Below are 16,009 nucleotides of genomic sequence, written 5' to 3' on the forward strand. Positions count from 1 at the left end.
CACGCCATGCTCGACAAAGTCGTCATCGCCAACCGAGGGGAAATCGCGCTGCGCATCCTGCGCGCGTGCCACACCCTCGGCATCCGCACGGTGGCCGTGCACTCCACGGTCGACCGCAACCTCAAGCACGTGGCCATGGCCGACGAGTCGGTCTGCATCGGCCCGGCGCCGTCGCCGCAGAGCTACCTCAACATTCCGGCGCTGATCGCCGCGGCTGAAGTCACCGACGCGCAGGCGATCCATCCGGGTTACGGCTTCCTGTCGGAGAACGCCGACTTCGCCGAACGCGTGGAAGAGTCCGGCTTCATCTTCATCGGCCCCAAGGCCGACACCATCCGCATGATGGGCGACAAGGTCGAAGCCATCCGCGCGATGAAGTCCGCTGGCGTGCCGTGCGTGCCCGGCTCGGGCGGCCCGCTGGGCGATGACATCGTCGCCAACACCAAGATCGCCCGTGAGATCGGCTACCCGGTCATCATCAAGGCGGCCGGTGGCGGTGGCGGTCGCGGCATGCGCGTGGTGCATGCCGAAGCCTCGTTGAAGACCTCGATCGAAACCACCAAGAGCGAGGCCAAGGCCGCGTTCGGCAATGGCGAGGTCTACATGGAGAAGTTCCTGGAGAACCCGCGCCACGTGGAAATCCAGGTGCTGGCCGACGGCCAGGGCAACGCCATCCACCTCGGCGAACGTGACTGCTCGATGCAGCGCCGCCACCAGAAGGTGGTGGAAGAAGCCCCGGCACCGGGCATCACCGCCGAACAGCGCGAACAGATCGGCAAGGTCTGCACCGAAGCCTGCGTGCGCATCGGCTACCGCGGCGCCGGCACCTTCGAGTTCCTGTACGAGGACGGCCGCTTCTACTTCATCGAGATGAACACCCGCATCCAGGTGGAGCATCCGGTCACCGAAATGGTCACCGGCATCGACCTGGTGGCCGAGCAGCTGAAGATCGCCGCCGGCCAGAAGCTGTCGATCAAGCAGAGCGACGTGGTGCTGACCGGCCACGCGATCGAGTGCCGCATCAACGCCGAAGACGCCGAGACCTTCGTGCCGAGCCCGGGCACCATCACCGGCTTCCATCCGCCGGGCGGCCCCGGCGTGCGCGTGGATACCCACATCTACAGTGGCTACCGCGTGCCGTCGAACTACGACTCGATGATCGGCAAGCTGATCGTGCACGGCCCGGACCGCGAAACCGCCATCGCCCGCATGCGGGTGGCGCTGAGCGAGATGGTGGTCGACGGCATCAAGACCAACATCGCCCTGCAGCAGCGGATCATGCGCGACAAGGGCTTCCAGGCCGGTGGCCAGAACATCCATTACCTGGAAAAGCGTCTTGCCGAGCGCAAGAACAAGCCGATCGCACTGACCTGATCGGCAGCAGGTGCTGGACATGAAAAGGGCGGGGATATCCCCGCCCTTTTCGCGTTCTTGCGGTAGCGCCGGGCCATGCCAGGCGGCTTTCCATTGCCACCATCCACCCGCCGGGCATGGCCCGGCGCTACCGGTGTGGCATCAGCGCTTGCCGCCCACTTCGGCCGGGATCTGCGAGTTCGCCAGCGGGCGAACACCATTGGGCGAGCTCGGGTCGACGATCACCATCGTCTCGGTGGACCCATCGGGCCACACCACCTGGAAGGTACTGCCTGCCGGCAACGAAGCAAACGGCATGCCGCTCTGCGCGCGATAGACCGCAGCGACCTGGCTGGCACCCACGCGGCGCACATCTTCCTGCGCCTTCACCGTGGTCAGTTCCACTTTTGACAGATGCCGGTAACGATCTTCATAGGTGTCGATCATCAACAGCCCGACCGCGCCGGCCGAATAGGCCACGAACAGCGCCACCCAGAACCAGAACTTGGCTCCATGCAGGAATCGACGGTAGTTCATTGCCCGCCCCTCTTTCCAACCAATCGCTTGATCCACTGCTTCATTTTCCCCGCACCTTGCCGCGAAACCGCAGCGTCATACACGAAATCCCGGAAATCCTGCGTCCCATCCTGCGAACAGATCCCTCCATTCGCACAAAAACTGTTGACCAGCACACTGTCGGCACCACACGGTAGACCGAGCTCGCAGGCCGCAACCCGCCATGCCAGTTCACTGAGCTGTTCTCCCGCCACCAGGCCAGTGAGCGCCTGGTCCCCCGCCGCGCGCACGCCCATGCCGGGTGCAATGGCCATGAAGGCCTCCGGATCGCGCGATGTGCGCACCCGCTCGACCAGGTCACGGCGGTACTCGGGGCTGTCATGCAGCGGTTCGCCTTCGGCAAACAGCGATGCTTCCGCTGCGAGGTTGCCCTGCGTGGCCGCCTTGCGACGCTCCGCCAGCACCAGCGCAGACCCCAGCCTGTCGCCCGGCACGAAGCCGCCACAGCGCTGCGCCACACGCTCGCGTGCCTGCACCATCGCCGGTGCAGCGGTCAGGCCCAGCCCGGCCAGCACATTGTTGTCCAACCGATAACCGCCCGGATCGATGGCGTACTGCGCGCAGTAGTCGTAGACCCGGCTGAGCATCCAGCGGGCTTCGTGGTTGCCTTCGTCGGCCTGCACGCGCAGGCGCTGCGCATAGGCGTACAGATCGGTCGCACCCTCGATGTCCGCGCGCAGGTCCAGCGGCAGGCCCGAAGGCAGCGCGTTGCCGCGCTCGAACGCCGCAAGGCGACGCGCCAGCGCTTCCGGCACGACCGGCAGGGGCGCGGCATCGCCCGCCGCAACCTGCGCCGTCGGCAGCTCGCCTGCGGCCACCGGTACCGATCCGGCATGGCCGCTGGCCCGATACCCGGCCACGCCCAGCACGGCCACCGCCGGCAGCACGAGCAACCAGGTTTTCAGGGGCGGAGCAAAGGCCATTGGCGGCAGTGAGCGTTCACGGCGCACAGGAAAGCACCAAGTTTAACAAGACCCGACACCCCTGTCTGAATCGGTTCCGTTCATCTCCGAGCCGCATCCCAGGCAATACGGAGACGCTCCGATGGTCTAGCATGGCCCCCTTTCCCGCGATTGCCCCCACCGCCATGCCGTTCCTGGAACTGACCCTGCGTTGCACCGAAGCTACCCAGCCCCGCTATGAGAATGCGCTGGAGGACGTCGGCGCACTGGCCGTCACGCTGCTTGATGCCGAGGCCGATACCAGCAACGAACAGGCCATCCTCGAGCCGGGCGTGGGTGAGACCCCGCTGTGGGACACCCTGGTGCCGAGCGCGCTGTTCCCGGCCGACAGCAATGCGCTGCTGCTGTTGGCCGCACTGGAGTCCTTCGACCCGGAGCTGGACTGGAGCAGCGGCAGCTTCCGCGCGGTCGAAGACGAAGACTGGGAACGCGCCTGGCTGGACCAGTTCCAGCCGATGGATTTCGGCAGCCGTACCTGGATCGTGCCGTGGAACCATGAACTGCCGGAGGCGGCACAGGCTGCCGACGCCGCCGTGGTGCGGCTGGACCCGGGCCTGGCGTTCGGCTCGGGCACCCATCCGACCACCGCGCTCTGCCTGCGCTGGCTGGACCAGCTGGCCGTGGACGGCCTGCTGCAGGGCCAGCGCGTGCTCGACTTCGGCTGCGGCTCCGGCATCCTCGCGCTTGCCGCGCTGAAGCTGGGCGCCGCTGAGGCCATCGGCGTGGACAACGATCCGCAGGCGCTGGTCGCCACCGCCGACAATGCCGAGCGCAACGGCGAGCAGGCGCGCATGCTCGTCTACCTGCCGCAGGACGAACCCGTCGCCACCTACCCGATCGTGGTCGCCAACATCCTTGCCTCGGCACTGGACGCGTTGGCCGAGCTGCTGGCTGCGCGCGTCGCTGCCGGTGGCCGCATTGCCCTGTCCGGCATCCTTCACGGCCAGGAAGGTGAACTGCTGCAGCGCTATGCCGCATGGTTCGATGACCTGCAGGCCACCCAGGATGGCGACTGGATGCGCATCACCGGCATGCGCCGCGCCTGATCGTGGTTGAATGACTGCTGGATCCGAGCCCGCACCCTGAGCATGTCCGAGCCGAACCCACCGCGACGCCCCCTGGCGACCTTCCTGCACACCGCGCCGGAAGGTGGGCCCGTGCCTGCGACCGATGCGCGCACGCAGGACCCGGACGAACACGCGCTGCCTGCCATGCAGGTGCCAACCGGGCCTGCCGAAGCGGCGCATGTGGCGGCGGCAGGGATGCAGCACGACGATGCGCCTGTCATCGTTGATGAAACTGCGGCCATCGCGCCGGCACCGGTTGCAGTGCCGGCAACGGTGGCTGCCGCTGATGCGCCGAGTTTCCTTGGCAGCGCGCGCCCCCGCAACCTGCCGGCACCCCGCTGGCACTGGCTGCTGGTTGCGGGGCTGGCGCTGCTGCTGCTGCTGCAGAGCGTGCTTGCCGACCGTGCGCGGCTGGCCGCCGACGCCGGCAATCGTGCATGGCTGGGCACGCTCTGCGGCGTCCTGCACTGCAGCCTGCCGGCCTGGCACGAACCCACCGCCTTCACCATGACCAGCCGCGAGATCCGGCCGCTGCCCGGGCAGGCCGGTGTGCTGCAGGTCCAGGCCAGCATCCGCAACGACGCACGCTGGGCACAGGCGTGGCCGGACCTCCGCCTGTCACTGTCCGATGCCGATGGCCGGGTGATCGGCAGTGGTGTGTTCACGCCTGCGCAGTACCTGGGAGAGAACCCCGGCGCGGCCCTGCTGGAACCGGGCCAGAGCGCGCGCGTCGCCTTCCGTGTGCAGGAGCCCGCCGCATCCACCGTCGCATTCACCTTCGACTTCCTCTGACCGTGAAAAGGCGACCGGCCGTGGCAGGCCGGGCACGCTCGCGCTAGACTGGCCGCCACCACCTCGTCCGGCCGCGCGCTCCGCGCGCACGGGCCAACCGAATCGGGAACCCCCTTGAACGCTGTCCTTTCTCGTCCTGACAACAGTCGTGGCGCTCCCCGGCCACCGCTGCGTGAACACGTCGCCCAGTCCGTGCGCCGCTACCTGCGTGACCTTGATGGCTGCGATGCGGACGATGTCTACGAGATCGTGCTGCGCGAGATGGAGATCCCGCTGTTCGTGGAAGTGCTCAACCACTGCGAAGGCAACCAGAGCCGCGCTGCGGCGATGCTCGGCATCCACCGCGCCACCCTGCGCAAGAAGCTGAAGGAATACGGCATCAGCGCGTGAGCGCGCGTGGGTAGTGCCGGCCGCTGGCCGGCAACCTCACGAACGATGGCAGGATGTTGCAGTTGCCGGCCAGCGGCCGGCACTACCCGTAGATCCACGCCATGCGTGGATGGAAGCCCGGCAGAATCAACCGCCCCCGCCCGCCTTCCAGTAATACCGCACCACGTGGAAGAACACCGGCGCGGCGAAGCACACCGAATCCAGCCGGTCGAGCATGCCGCCATGGCCCTCGATCATGTGGCCCCAGTCCTTGATGCCTCGGTCACGCTTGATCGCCGACATCACCAGGCCGCCCCAGAACCCCATCAGGTTGATCAGCAACGACAGGCCAAACGCCTGCAGCGGCGTGAACGGGGTGATCCACCACAGCGCCGCGCCCAGCGCGCTGGCACTCAGCACGCCGCCGACGAAGCCTTCCACCGTCTTCGACGGCGACAGCTTTGGTGCGATCAGATGCTTGCCCAGCAGTTTGCCCCAGATGTACTGCAGCACGTCCGAGGACTGCACCACGATCACCAGGAAAGCAAACAGCAGCACGTTGCGCGACGGGTCATGGCCCGGCACGTGCAGGTTCAGCAGCAGCGGTACGTGCGAGATGCAGAACACGCAGATCATCAGTCCCCACTGCACCTTCGCCGTGCGCTCCAGGTAGTGCGTGGTATCGCCGCCGATGGTCGACAGGATCGGCAGGAACAGGAACGCATAGACCGGAATCAGCAGCGTGTACATGCCGTACCAGTCGATCCACACCAGGTAGTACTGCCACGGCAGCACGATGTAGAACGCGGCCAGCAGCGCGTAGTAGTCACCCGAGCGGGTCGGTGCGAGCGTGATGAACTCGCGCAGTGCGAACAGCGAGATGATCGCGAACAGCACGATCACCCCGGCACGGCCGAAGAACAGCGCCAGCCCGACCACGATCGCCATCACCCACCACGCGCGGATGCGCGACACCAGGTTGGCGATCACCGCGCTGGGCCGGCCGCGCTGGCGCCATCGCAGCGTTTCGGCCACCAGCGTGGCCAGTACCAGCACCGCGCCGACGCCAGCGAACAGCAGGCCGGTCTGCTGGCCCACGCTCTGCGTTGCCAGGTCGCCGGACACATCGATCAGGAAACTCATGCGCGCCCTCCGTTCGGCGCCAGGTCCAGCAACGCCTGCCGGCTGCGGGCCAGGAATGCGGCCTTGTCCTCGTCGGCCTGCAACCGCAGCGGCGTGCCGAAGGTGGCCGTGCACAGCAAGGGCAGCGGCAGGAAGCGGCCCTTGGGCATCACCCGCTTCAGGTTGTCGATCCACACCGGCACGAATTCCAGCTCCGGGCGTTGCCGTGCCAGGTGATAGATGCCGCTCTTGAACGGCAGCAACGGCTCATCGCCCACGTTGCGGGTGCCTTCCGGGAACAGGATCAGCGAGCAGTCTTCGTCCACCGCGTCACGCAGCACCTGTAGAGGATCCTGCTGGCGATGGCCGGCCTCGCGCTCGACCAGTACGCCGTTGAACACTGCATCGATCAGGTAGCGACGCAGGCCGTCGCGCTGCCAGTACTCGGCGGCGGCAACCGGCCGCACCTGGCGCCGCAACGCAGGCGGCATCGACGACCAGATCAGCACGAAGTCACCATGGCTGGCGTGGTTGCCGTAGTACACGCGGCGCTCGCTGGACGGCGCGCAACCGATCCACAGCGCGCGTGCGCCTGTCACCACATGGATCGCGCCACTGCAGGCGCGGGCAATCAGTTCGGCGAACATTGGCCCCTCCCGTTCACGTCTGCGGCCACAACACGGCCAGCACCAGCAGTGCGAACTGCACCGCGGTCAGCAGGTACTGGCGCAGCAGCAGGCGGCGCATGCCGGCCCAGCGCGCGTCCCAGCCCCGCAGTTGCGCATCGGGCGACGCGCGGCGCAGGCCACTGTCCTGCAGCAGCTGATCGGTGCGGCGCGCGGCAGCATCGCCGTCCAGGCCCTCATCGCGCAGCAGCTGCAGCAGGCTGGCGTCCAGCGCCACCCTCCACGCGTGATAGGCCTGTGCGATGCCCGCGGCAACACTGAGCAGCAACAGGCCGGCAGCGATCATCGCCAGCCCCGGCTCGATGCCGAGCAGCAGCAGTGCCACCAGCAACAGGCCCAGCGACAGCAGCGCCGGCCAACGCCCCTGGCGCAGCAGCACCTGCATGGTTACCAGATCGGGAACCGTGCTCATGTGCGCGCTCCGGCCGCAGCAGTGATGGCATGCAGATGCGCCGCGCCCAGCACGATGCCGGGGCGTGCAGCCCGCACGATCGCCACTGCCGCGTTCGCATCGGCCGCACGACCACTGCGCAGCAGCCAGGTGGCGACGCTGGCGGCGCTGCGCGAATAGCCCAGCGCACAGCACACCAGCAACGGCCCCTGCGCATGCAGCCGCTCGATGGCCTCGGCCGCCTCGCGCAGCTGTTCCGGTGCAGGGACCACCAGGTCCAGCATCGGCACGCTGGCATACGCGGCGCCCGGCGCGCGGCAGGACAGCTCGGCACAGGCATCGACCACGCCCACCAAGGGTGCCGGCAACGCCGCGCAGGGAATGCGCCCCAGCCACACGCCATCCATCACCGGCACCGGCTGCGGCGCACGCCGCGTCCACAGCCGCGAATTGATCCAGGCTGCGCCCAGGTACGGCGCCAGCAGCCAGCGTGCCGCCATGGTCAGGCGACCATCGGCGCGCTTCTGGAACACCGCCGTACACAGCCCGGCATACGCCAGCGCCACCAGCAGCAACGACACCACCGGCCACAGCAGCCACAACACCGCACCGCGCAGCATCACCGCCGGCGCCAGCAGCAGCACCGCCCCCAGCAGGTACAACGCCGCCAATCGCCAGCGCTTGGCATCACGCGCGGTGCGCCAGGCGCGCAGCGGCGGCGTGCCCTGCTCCGGCCACAGCCAGACGCACAGCCACCCCGCCAGCAGGCCGGTCGGGATATCGATGAAATGATGCTGGAACGTGGTCAGCACCGAGATGCCTATCAGCAACGCCCATGCATGCAGCACCCAGCGCCACACGCCGTGCAGGTACTGCGCGAACTTCACCCACAGCACGATCAGCAGCACGATGTGCAGCGATGGTGCCTGGTTGAACGGCTTGTCGAAGCCCAGCAGCACATCGAACAACCAACCGAACACGCCGCCGATCTCCGGCCGCTCGAAGCTGAAGCGCAGCGGCCACAGCAGGAAGCAGGTCACCGCGATCAGCTGTGCACTGAACAGCCGCAGCGCGTGCCGGTCCAGTTCCAACCGTTGCCGGCACAGGAAGAAGGAGACCGCGTAGAACAGGTCGATCGACCAGTACGGCACGATCGTCCACGGCACGAACGGAATGTGCGTTTCCCACGCGAACGCCATTACCGGCAGTTCGGCATGGCGGCCGGCCATCCAGTTGGCGAAGCCGTAGCTGGCGAAGAAGAACGGACCCAGCAGGGCCAGCCACACCAGGGCGCGCCGCCAGGGACGCCCTTCCGTGGGCAGCGGCGTTGCAGCCAGCGTCGCCATCACGCGGTCCTGCGTGCCAGCGACACGGTGAAGATGCCGAATTCGTCGATGCGCTGCGCCACCTTCTCGAAACCGGTCAGGCGCACCAGCTCATCCATCTCCTGCTGGGTACGACGACGCATCACCCATGCTGCACCACCGCGGTGGCTGGTCAAGGCACGTGCGATGAATTCCAGCTGCGGGTGCCAGGGCTGGCCGGTGTAAGCCAGGTAGCCTCCCACCGGCACCGTTGCGGCAATGCCCTGCAGCGAGCGCAGCACGGCGTCGTTGTCGGGGAATAGTTCGTACAGGCCCGATACCACCGCCAGTGTCGGTGCTGGATCGACCTTGGCCAGTTGCGCCGGATCGAACGCATCGCCCTGCTCGAAGCGCGCGATGTCGGCCGCACCGAGGCGCTCGATCAATGCCTGGCCCTGGGTCACGTTCAGATCGCTGAAATCACGCAGCACGATGCGGTCGGCGCGCTGTTCGCCCTGGCCCAGCGCTTCCAGCACATACCGGCCATGGCCGGCAGCCACGTCCAGCACACGCACCGGCGTACCCTGCCTGCGCAGGCGCTGGGCGGCATCGCGCAGCAGTTCCTGCAGGTGCTGTCCGCGCACGCGGATGCCGCGCCAGCCGATCGCATCCAGATAGTTGCGGTCGACCATGCGGCCGAGCGGGCCCTTGCCGCGCGCTTGGTCGCGATAGATGTAGTCGAGCGTACTGCCGGAATCGAAACCGGTCTGCAGGCCCAGCGCGATGCCCTCGGACAAGGTCCCGCCGAAACGCAGGCCGCCACGCACCACGCGCCAGCGCAGGTCGGCCAGGCTGTTGCGTTCCGGTGGCCACGCCAGGATCTCCGATTCTTCGAAGGTCGGCCCGTGGCGGTGCGCATCGCGACGGGACAGCTCACGCAGCGGCTCGGCGAAACGTGCCTGGATGAAGCTGCGGATACGCGCCAGTGCCGGCGCGCGATCACGCTCGCCCAGCGTGTCGTGGAAGAAGCCCGGGAGGTGCACGCGCTCCTTGATCGGGCTGGACAGGCGCTCGTAGAAGCGGTCCTGAGGGCCACGATGCACGACGAAATCCGAACCGGACACCAGCAGCTGCACCGGCACGCTGATCGCCTGCGCATCGGCAACGATGCGGTCGGCGGCCTCGTACAGGCCCAGCAGCACGCGCACCGAGATCGGCCGGGTGATCAGCGGATCGGTGCGGTAGCTCTCCACGCGCGCCGGGTCATGGGTCAGCCACTGCGGCTTGACGTAGCTGTTGACGAAGAAGTTGCCGCGCAGCTTCTGCATCAATGCCAGGCCCGGGCGTGCGAACGGCACGTACAGCTTCACCTTGAACGCGGGCGAGGCCATCACCAGTGCACGCAGGCGCGGTGCGTAATCGTGCACCCACGTGGCAGCAACCACCGCGCCCACGCTCTGCGCGATCACCACGATGTCTTCCACCGCGATGCCATGCGCGGCACCGATGTGGGCGATGAAGCTGTCCAGGTCACGCACCAGCGCCGGGAAGCCCGGTGCATCGCCACGTGCGCCCGGCGAACGGCCATTGCCGCGCGCATCCCAGGCGAAGAAGGCGGTGTCGGGCAGGTCCAGCTCGTCAACCAGGTGAGTGACCCGGCCGGAGTGCTCGTGGCCACGGTGCAGCAGCACGATGGCCTTGGTGGCCGGGGTTGCCGTGGTGCTCGCCCAGTACCGGTAGAACAGCGGTACCTGGTCGAAGCTGTGGAATTCCCGTTCCTGCGCCTGACGCATGCAATCTCCTGATTGTCTTTTTGTATCTGCTTGATTAATTCGGCGAAACCGCCGCTTCCTGCAATCCCCGACGTACGCGGTTGACCATCGTCACCCCGCACAGCACTGCCATCGCAGCGGCCACACCGCTGACCGTCATCGCACCGCCCCAGCCGAACGCCAGCAGCAGGCCCAGCACGCCGATCACGAACGCGCGATCGCTCTTGCCCATCGGGCCGTCATAGCGACGGCTGGCCCCGACCATCAGCCCCAGCACGCCGGCGTACTCGCTCAGCGCCGCGGTCCAGGCCAGCAGCCACAGCGCTTCCGGGCGCACGCCCGGCACACTGAGCAGGCTCAGGTACAGCGCCGCGTCGGCGATCACATCGCACACCTCGTTCAGATAGGCGCCCAGCCGCGACTGCTGGCCGAACTCGCGGGCCAGCATGCCGTCCACGGCGTTGAGCGCCATGCGCAGCAGCATCCACAGTGGCAGCAGCAGGTACAGAAGGGGCTTGGCCGGCGCGCAGCACCAGACCGCGACAGCCACCAGCAGCGAGACCACGGCAGCGGCCACGGTCACCGAATTGGCAGTGATCCCCATGCGGAACAGACCGCGTACGACTGGACGCAACAGGTCCTGGAAACGTCCTTTCAATGCATAGATCGACATGATCCGTACCCGCTGATCCTTGGCAGTGCGGGCACAGCCTACCCCATCGCTGGCAGATTCCGACAACCCGGCTCTGGTCCGCAGCCCAGCCCCCGGATCGGGCCGGACCGGTGTGCCCGACCCGGCCTTACGCCGATTGCCACGGCAAATTACCCCTTCCAGCGCCCGCCACCGGCCCCCACCGCCTACAATATCGGCCCCGCTCCGCTGCCGATTCTGTCCCATGACTGCTGATCTGTTGCCCGTCCGCCGGGCCCTCCTCTCCGTTTCCGACAAGACCGGTCTGGTCGAGCTGGCCACTGCGCTGGCGGCACGCGGCGTGGAGCTGCTGTCCACCGGCGGCACCGCCAAGGCGATCCGCGATGCGGGCCTGGCCGTGAAGGACGTGGCCGACGTCACCGGTTTCCCGGAAATGATGGACGGCCGGGTCAAGACCCTGCACCCGATGGTGCACGGCGGCCTGCTGGGCCGTTCGGGCCTGGATGATGCGGTGATGGCTGAGCACGGCATCGGTGCCATCGACCTGCTGGTGCTGAACCTGTACCCGTTCGAATCGGTCACCGCCAAGGCCGACTGCACCCTGGCCGACGCGGTCGAGAACATCGACATCGGCGGCCCGGCCATGCTGCGTTCGGCAGCCAAGAACTTCGCCCGCGTGGCGGTGGCCACCGACCCGTCGCAGTACGCCGAACTGCTGGCCTCGCTGGACGCCAACGACGGCCAGCTGTCGGCCGCCACCCGCTTCGCGTTCTCGGTGGCCGCGTTCAACCGCGTTGCCCAGTACGACGCCGCGATCAGCAACTACCTGTCGGCGGTCACCGCCACCGACGCCGCCGTGCCGGCCCGCGCCGAGTACCCGGCGCAGATGAACTCCACCTTCGTGAAGGTGATGGACCTGCGCTACGGCGAGAACCCGCACCAGAGCGGCGCCTTCTACCGCGACCTGTACCCGGTGCCGGGCACGCTGGCCACGTTCCAGCAGCTGCAGGGCAAGGAACTGAGCTACAACAACCTGGCCGACGCCGATGCGGCGTGGGAATGCGTGCGCCAGTTCGACGCGCCGGCCTGCGTGATCGTCAAGCACGCCAATCCGTGCGGCGTGGCGGTGGGTGCCGGCAACGGCGATGCCTACGAGCTGGCCTACGCCACCGACCCGACCAGCGCCTTCGGCGGCATCATCGCCTTCAACAAGCCGCTCGACGCTGCCACTGCCAAGGTGATCCTGGACCGCCAGTTCGTGGAAGTGCTGATCGCCCCGGACTACGAGCCGGCCGCGCTGGAGTACGCGCAGAAGAAGGCCAACGTGCGCGTGCTGCGCATTCCGCATGGTGATGGCCTGAACAATTTCGACAGCAAGCGCGTCGGCTCGGGCCTGTTGCTGCAGTCCTCGGACAACTGCGGCATGACCCGCGACGAACTGAAGGTGGTCAGCAAGCTGGCGCCGACCGACAAGCAGTTCACCGACCTGCTGTTCGCCTGGAAGGTGGCCAAGTTCGTGAAGTCCAATGCGATCGTCTATGCCAAGGACAACCGCACCATCGGTGTCGGCGCCGGCCAGATGAGCCGTGTCTACTCGGCCCGTATCGCCGGCATCAAGGCCGCCGATGCGAACCTGGTGGTCCAGGGCTCGGTGATGGCCTCCGATGCGTTCTTCCCGTTCCGCGATGGCATCGATGCCGCCGCTGCCGCCGGCATCAAGGCGGTGATCCAGCCGGGCGGTTCGATGCGCGATGCCGAAGTGATCGCCGCCGCTGACGAACATGGCCTGGCCATGGTGTTCACCGGCGTGCGCCACTTCCGCCACTGATCCTGGAGCGACACGGATGTCCACAGTTTCGATGAAAGCGCTGGCCGTGCTTGCCCTCGCGGGCGCGGCCGCGCTGGCCGGCTGCAAGCCTGCAGCGGCGCCTGCGCCGGCGTCGGAGGCCGCCACGCCGGCCCCTGCCGAGCCGACGGCGCACGTGAGCCGTACCGCGCGACTGCAGGCCTTCCTGGTCCAGCGTTACGGCAGCAACGCCAAGCTTTCTGGTGAATGGCGCGGCAGCTGGAACGACGACGGCGAAACCCGCGCGATGGACTGGCACGTCTGCGCCGAGCAACCGGTGGTGAGCGGCGACAGCTGGCAGCAGTTGCTGGCGGTCTGCGGCGCACTGTCCGAAGGGGCGCACATCGACCCGGGCACGATCGACTTCTTCGTGCTGCGCCCCAAGGGCGATGGCTTCGATGTGACCAGCGAACTGAGCGGCGAGCGCTTCGGCAGCGGCGGCCAGCCCGGTACCGTCAACGTCATCCGCGCCGGCAGCGACTTCTATGGCTTCCGTGTCGAGGACGGCTGGTTCGGGCAGGGCTTCTCGCTGCTCTCGCAGTCGCTGATCCTGCCGGGCCCGAACGGCCTGGTGGCCAGCGGCAGCGTGCGCAGCCATATCGACAATGACGCCCAGTACGAGTGCGACAACCTGGACGCCGGCACCGACCCGGACACCGCCGAGGACTGCCGCACCCGCCGCTTCAGCATCGATTTCGCCCTGCGTTTCGACGACAGCGACCGCAGCGCGCGCATCTGGCCGCTGCTGATCGAGGAATCCGGCACCACCTGTGGCAGCAAGCAGGTCCAGCAGGAACACCGCTTTACCCTGGACCCGAAGACCTGGGCCTATTCCTTCCCCGAATCGCTGCGACGCGAAGGCTGCGAATGAAGCACCTGCGCCGCCGGGGACATCGACCTTCCCTTCCCACGCAATCTGGAATCTCGTGATGAACGTACTTGTCATCGGCTCTGGCGGCCGCGAACACGCCCTGGCATGGAAGCTGGCCCAGTCCTCCCGTGTCACCGAAGTGATCGTGGCGCCCGGCAACGCCGGCACCGCCAGCGAAGACAAGTGCCGCAACGTAGCGGTGAAGGTCACCGACATCGACGGCCTGCTGGCGCTGGCCCAGGCCGAAGGCGTGGCGCTGACCGTGGTCGGCCCGGAAGTACCGCTGGTGGCCGGTGTGGTCGACCGCTTCCGCGCCGCCGGCCTGCGCATCTTCGGGCCGACCGCCGCCGCCGCGCAGCTGGAAGGCAGCAAGGCTTACGCCAAGGACTTCCTGGCCCGCCACAACATCCCTACCGCGTTCTACGCCGTGCACACCGACGTGGACGCCGCCCTGGCCTACATCCGCGAGAAGGGTGCACCGATCGTGGTCAAGGCCGATGGCCTGGCCGCCGGCAAGGGCGTGATCGTGGCGATGACCCAGGCCGAAGCCGAAGACGCCGTGCGTGACATGCTCTCGGGCAACGCCTTCGGCGATGCCGGTGCGCGCGTGGTGATCGAGGAATTCCTCGACGGCGAGGAAGCCAGCTTCATTTCGATGGTGGACGGCGTGCATGCGCTGCCGATGGCCACCTCGCAGGACCACAAGCGCGTCGGCGACGGCGACACCGGTCCGAACACCGGCGGCATGGGCGCGTACTCGCCGGCGCCGGTGGTGACGCCGGAAGTGCACGCCCGCGTGATGCGCGAGGTGGTGAACCCGACCGTGCAGGGCATGATCGCCGATGGGATCCCCTTCACCGGCTTCCTCTATGCCGGCCTGATGATCGATGCCAGTGGCGCGCCGAAGGTGATCGAGTTCAACGTGCGCTTCGGCGATCCGGAAACCCAGCCGGTAATGCTGCGCCTGCAGTCGGACCTGATCGAGCTGGTGGAAGCGGCCATCGACGGCCGCCTGGACCAGGTTCAGGCGCAGTGGGACGCGCGCCCGTCGCTGGGCGTGGTGCTGGCCGCCAAGCCCTACCCGGAAGCGCCGATCACCGGTGACGTGATTTCCGGCCTGGGTGATGTGCCGGCCAGCGCCAAGGTGTTCCATGCCGGTACGGCACTGGATGCACAGGGCCAGGTGGTCAGTGCCGGCGGCCGCGTGCTGTGCGTGGCCGCGCTCGGCGACAGCGTGCGCGATGCGCAGGCCAATGCCTACGCGGGCGTGGCCAAGGTGAGCTGGGCCAACGAGTTCCACCGTACCGACATCGGCTGGCGCGCGATCGCACGCGAGGGGTGAGGTAGATCCACGCCATGCGTGGATGAGAGCGCCGCGAAAAACAGAAAGGCCCGGCAATGCCCGGGCCTTTGCTTTACAGGACTGCTTCGAGACCCTTCCGATCAATCAGGTTAAGCAACTTCAGTGACGGTCCACTGGGTTTCTTTTCGCCCTGCTCCCAGCTGCGTACGGTGGAAACGCTGGTATTGAGAACCCCCGCAAAGACCGGCTGACTGAGCTGCAATGACGTACGCAGGGCACGGATCTGGGCACTGCTGTACTCAGGGACCGGCTCAAGGCAAAGCGCTTCGTAGCTGCTCAACCGACGTTTATCGATGAAGCCATGCGCGTGCAGACTCACAGCAGCATCATGCACCGCTTCAAGAAGCGCACTTTTCGCGCGCCGTCGCTCAGGGGTCTTCGTCATGGCCGATCTCCTGTAGATCCCCGTACTCCACGGCACGATTCAGCTGCGCCGTACTCATTCTCAGGAACTCCGATGCGTACAACTGCAGAGCGTCCCGTTCCGCATTCGTGATCGCAGCACGTTCATTCTTCTCGTAGCCGAAAAGGAAGAACCAATGCCCGCCTCGCTGTGTGGCGACGATGATTCGAACGCTCCCACGCTTTCCTCGCCCCGGCAGCGCAACGCGCTTCTTGAAGATTCCGCCGCCAAGATCAGCATCCACCAGACCCGCTTCCATTTCACGTACCGACCGGTACAGCGCAGCGTCGGACAGGGTGGTCCTACGCATACTGCGATTGAAACTTCGTGTGCGGAAGATGCGTGGCATGATCATACCGTGCCACTGCGTGGTACGGCGTGAACACCAGCATCCAGCACATGACCCGGTCGGCACAATCACCGCTCTGGCGTCAGAGTAGAACCACGCCGTGCGTGGCTAAGCCCCGCAAACGAAGAAGG

Annotated in this window: 17 protein-coding genes; 7 read left to right on the top strand and 10 right to left on the bottom strand. The window is 67.2% G+C overall.

From position 1 onward, the window contains the following. Nucleotides 1–6: 6 nt before the first annotated feature. Nucleotides 7–1,374: an acetyl-CoA carboxylase biotin carboxylase subunit gene (gene accC / locus EZ304_RS09115; protein ID WP_005411253.1), complete on the top strand. Its 1,368-nt coding sequence runs from the start codon at nucleotides 7–9 to the stop codon at nucleotides 1,372–1,374. Nucleotides 1,375–1,515: 141 nt separating this feature from the next. Here accC and EZ304_RS09120 read toward each other — a convergent pair whose 3' ends face one another. Together EZ304_RS09120 and EZ304_RS09125 are read right to left on the bottom strand one after the other, a co-directional pair. Next, on the bottom strand, nucleotides 1,516–1,890 hold the full coding sequence (locus tag EZ304_RS09120) for a hypothetical protein (protein WP_142806860.1): 375 nt from the start codon (nucleotides 1,888–1,890) through the stop codon (nucleotides 1,516–1,518). Next, on the bottom strand, nucleotides 1,887–2,852 hold the full coding sequence (locus tag EZ304_RS09125) for a hypothetical protein (protein WP_142808086.1): 966 nt from the start codon (nucleotides 2,850–2,852) through the stop codon (nucleotides 1,887–1,889). The genes EZ304_RS09120 and EZ304_RS09125 overlap by 4 nt, the downstream gene beginning before the upstream one ends. Nucleotides 2,853–3,016: 164 nt before the next feature. Between EZ304_RS09125 and prmA the strand changes: the two genes are divergently transcribed. The 3 genes from prmA (at nucleotide 3,017) to fis (ending at nucleotide 5,140) form a co-directional block, all read left to right on the top strand. Beyond that, complete coding sequence (gene prmA, locus EZ304_RS09130; protein WP_142808087.1) at nucleotides 3,017–3,937, top strand: 50S ribosomal protein L11 methyltransferase; 921 nt, start codon at nucleotides 3,017–3,019, stop codon at nucleotides 3,935–3,937. 42 nt (nucleotides 3,938–3,979) lie between these two features. Continuing rightward, a complete protein-coding gene (locus EZ304_RS09135) occupies nucleotides 3,980–4,750 on the top strand; it encodes a DUF3426 domain-containing protein (protein WP_099554420.1) in 771 nt (256 codons plus the stop codon). A gap of 114 nt (nucleotides 4,751–4,864) precedes the next feature. Continuing rightward, nucleotides 4,865–5,140 carry a DNA-binding transcriptional regulator Fis gene (gene fis, locus EZ304_RS09140; RefSeq protein WP_005419706.1) on the top strand — a complete coding sequence of 92 codons (276 nt, stop codon included), beginning with the start codon at nucleotides 4,865–4,867 and terminating at the stop codon, nucleotides 5,138–5,140. 126 nt (nucleotides 5,141–5,266) lie between these two features. On the opposite strand, the gene EZ304_RS09145 is transcribed toward fis, so the two are convergent. From EZ304_RS09145 to EZ304_RS09170, 6 genes are read right to left on the bottom strand one after another with little or no spacing between them, the layout of a single operon-like run. Continuing rightward, nucleotides 5,267–6,262 (bottom strand): phosphatidate cytidylyltransferase, encoded by a 996-nt coding sequence (locus EZ304_RS09145; RefSeq protein WP_099474013.1) that lies wholly within the window; start codon nucleotides 6,260–6,262, stop codon nucleotides 5,267–5,269. Beyond that, nucleotides 6,259–6,888 (bottom strand): lysophospholipid acyltransferase family protein, encoded by a 630-nt coding sequence (locus tag EZ304_RS09150; protein ID WP_014038692.1) that lies wholly within the window; start codon nucleotides 6,886–6,888, stop codon nucleotides 6,259–6,261. The genes EZ304_RS09145 and EZ304_RS09150 overlap by 4 nt, the downstream gene beginning before the upstream one ends. 13 nt (nucleotides 6,889–6,901) lie before the next feature. Further along, the gene (locus EZ304_RS09155; protein WP_142806861.1) at nucleotides 6,902–7,339 is read right to left on the bottom strand and encodes a hypothetical protein; all 438 of its coding nucleotides are present in this window, start codon (nucleotides 7,337–7,339) and stop codon (nucleotides 6,902–6,904) included. Next, nucleotides 7,336–8,664: a phosphatase PAP2/dual specificity phosphatase family protein gene (locus tag EZ304_RS09160; protein ID WP_142806862.1), complete on the bottom strand. Its 1,329-nt coding sequence runs from the start codon at nucleotides 8,662–8,664 to the stop codon at nucleotides 7,336–7,338. Before EZ304_RS09160 ends, EZ304_RS09155 begins: the two co-directional genes overlap by 4 nt. Then, the gene (locus EZ304_RS09165; protein ID WP_142806863.1) at nucleotides 8,664–10,415 is read right to left on the bottom strand and encodes a bifunctional alpha/beta hydrolase/class I SAM-dependent methyltransferase; all 1,752 of its coding nucleotides are present in this window, start codon (nucleotides 10,413–10,415) and stop codon (nucleotides 8,664–8,666) included. The genes EZ304_RS09160 and EZ304_RS09165 overlap by 1 nt, the downstream gene beginning before the upstream one ends. Nucleotides 10,416–10,449: 34 nt before the next feature. Next, complete coding sequence (locus EZ304_RS09170) at nucleotides 10,450–11,067, bottom strand: CDP-alcohol phosphatidyltransferase family protein (protein ID WP_099554412.1); 618 nt, start codon at nucleotides 11,065–11,067, stop codon at nucleotides 10,450–10,452. 223 nt (nucleotides 11,068–11,290) lie between these two features. Between EZ304_RS09170 and purH the strand changes: the two genes are divergently transcribed. From purH to purD, 3 genes are read left to right on the top strand one after another with little or no spacing between them, the layout of a single operon-like run. After that, nucleotides 11,291–12,874: a bifunctional phosphoribosylaminoimidazolecarboxamide formyltransferase/IMP cyclohydrolase gene (gene purH, locus EZ304_RS09175; protein WP_142806864.1), complete on the top strand. Its 1,584-nt coding sequence runs from the start codon at nucleotides 11,291–11,293 to the stop codon at nucleotides 12,872–12,874. A 16-nt stretch (nucleotides 12,875–12,890) separates the two neighbouring features. After that, a complete protein-coding gene (locus EZ304_RS09180) occupies nucleotides 12,891–13,763 on the top strand; it encodes a hypothetical protein (protein ID WP_142806865.1) in 873 nt (290 codons plus the stop codon). A gap of 58 nt (nucleotides 13,764–13,821) precedes the next feature. Further along, the gene (purD, locus tag EZ304_RS09185) at nucleotides 13,822–15,105 is read left to right on the top strand and encodes a phosphoribosylamine--glycine ligase (RefSeq protein WP_099554406.1); all 1,284 of its coding nucleotides are present in this window, start codon (nucleotides 13,822–13,824) and stop codon (nucleotides 15,103–15,105) included. A gap of 73 nt (nucleotides 15,106–15,178) precedes the next feature. Here purD and EZ304_RS09190 read toward each other — a convergent pair whose 3' ends face one another. Then, nucleotides 15,179–15,511 carry a helix-turn-helix domain-containing protein gene (locus EZ304_RS09190; RefSeq protein WP_019338970.1) on the bottom strand — a complete coding sequence of 111 codons (333 nt, stop codon included), beginning with the start codon at nucleotides 15,509–15,511 and terminating at the stop codon, nucleotides 15,179–15,181. Beyond that, the gene (locus EZ304_RS09195; RefSeq protein WP_185959227.1) at nucleotides 15,495–15,878 is read right to left on the bottom strand and encodes a type II toxin-antitoxin system RelE/ParE family toxin; all 384 of its coding nucleotides are present in this window, start codon (nucleotides 15,876–15,878) and stop codon (nucleotides 15,495–15,497) included. Before EZ304_RS09195 ends, EZ304_RS09190 begins: the two co-directional genes overlap by 17 nt. Between the last annotated feature and the right edge of the window lie 131 nt (nucleotides 15,879–16,009).

This window comes from Stenotrophomonas maltophilia (assembly GCF_006974125.1).
GTDB lineage: Bacteria > Pseudomonadota > Gammaproteobacteria > Xanthomonadales > Xanthomonadaceae > Stenotrophomonas > Stenotrophomonas maltophilia_O.